The following is a 758-nucleotide window of genomic DNA, read 5'->3' on the forward strand; positions in this document are numbered from 1 at the left end:
GCCAACCAGGCGTGTGAGTCGTTGATGCATTTGCGCGCCGGTGTGAGCATCTACGAGTGGCTGGTCGCCGACCCGTGGACGAGGCAACTACTCGGGCAGGAGTGGCACACAATCGCGCACGGCCTGATCTGGGGTGCCGCGCCACTGATCGAGTGCGTGATGCCAGACGGTGAGCGCGAGCGTCTGCTCGAGGTCTGCAGTCGGGTGCCGGAATGGGAAGCGTTGTGGACCACACGCCCCGCCAACGCTGACTTGATCTACGGCGCGCGCATGACCAACCCGGGCACGGGAAACACCCTCGACTATGCGTTCACCGCTTCCGAGTTGCGGTTTCCGCCCCGGGTCGGGTGGTGGCAGGGCCAGCTCACCCCCGCGGGGCCAGAGTTGGCGCCGGTGAGTACGTGAACGTGGCCCGGGAGGGAACAGGCCGGATGCCTGGCGGTCTTCCCTCCGGGCCACGCTCGCCTGTGGCGCACACGCCATCGCGGGGGTCTGTGGCGGCGCCGACGGCGACGCCGGGGCTGCGGCGCGGGCGGCGACGTAGGCCGCTGCAATCGCGTGGTGGCGGTGTGTTCGATGGCGGCGGCGATGTCGGCCGCGGTGAGAAACCATGTTCGCCTGGCCCGATGTCCCGGCAGCGCGCCTGCTTTCAGCTGCCGCCAATACCATGCTTCGGACTTGTGCAGAGCGCGAGCGCCGACAGAGACCGGGTAGGTCGGCTCGTGCGGGGCCGCCACCGCATCCGCGGCGTCCTCAAA

At 69.3% G+C, this 758-nt stretch carries 1 protein-coding gene; it reads left to right on the forward strand.

Annotation, left to right across the window (positions count from 1 at the left end; all coding sequences use genetic code 11):
* Positions 1-405 (forward strand): hypothetical protein (locus A5780_RS13750; RefSeq protein WP_231982942.1); only part of this gene is annotated, 405 nt, incomplete at its 5' end.
* Between the last annotated feature and the right edge of the window lie 353 nt (positions 406-758).

The sequence above is a fragment of the Nocardia sp. 852002-20019_SCH5090214 genome (assembly GCF_001665865.1).
Taxonomy (GTDB): domain Bacteria; phylum Actinomycetota; class Actinomycetes; order Mycobacteriales; family Mycobacteriaceae; genus Nocardia; species Nocardia nova.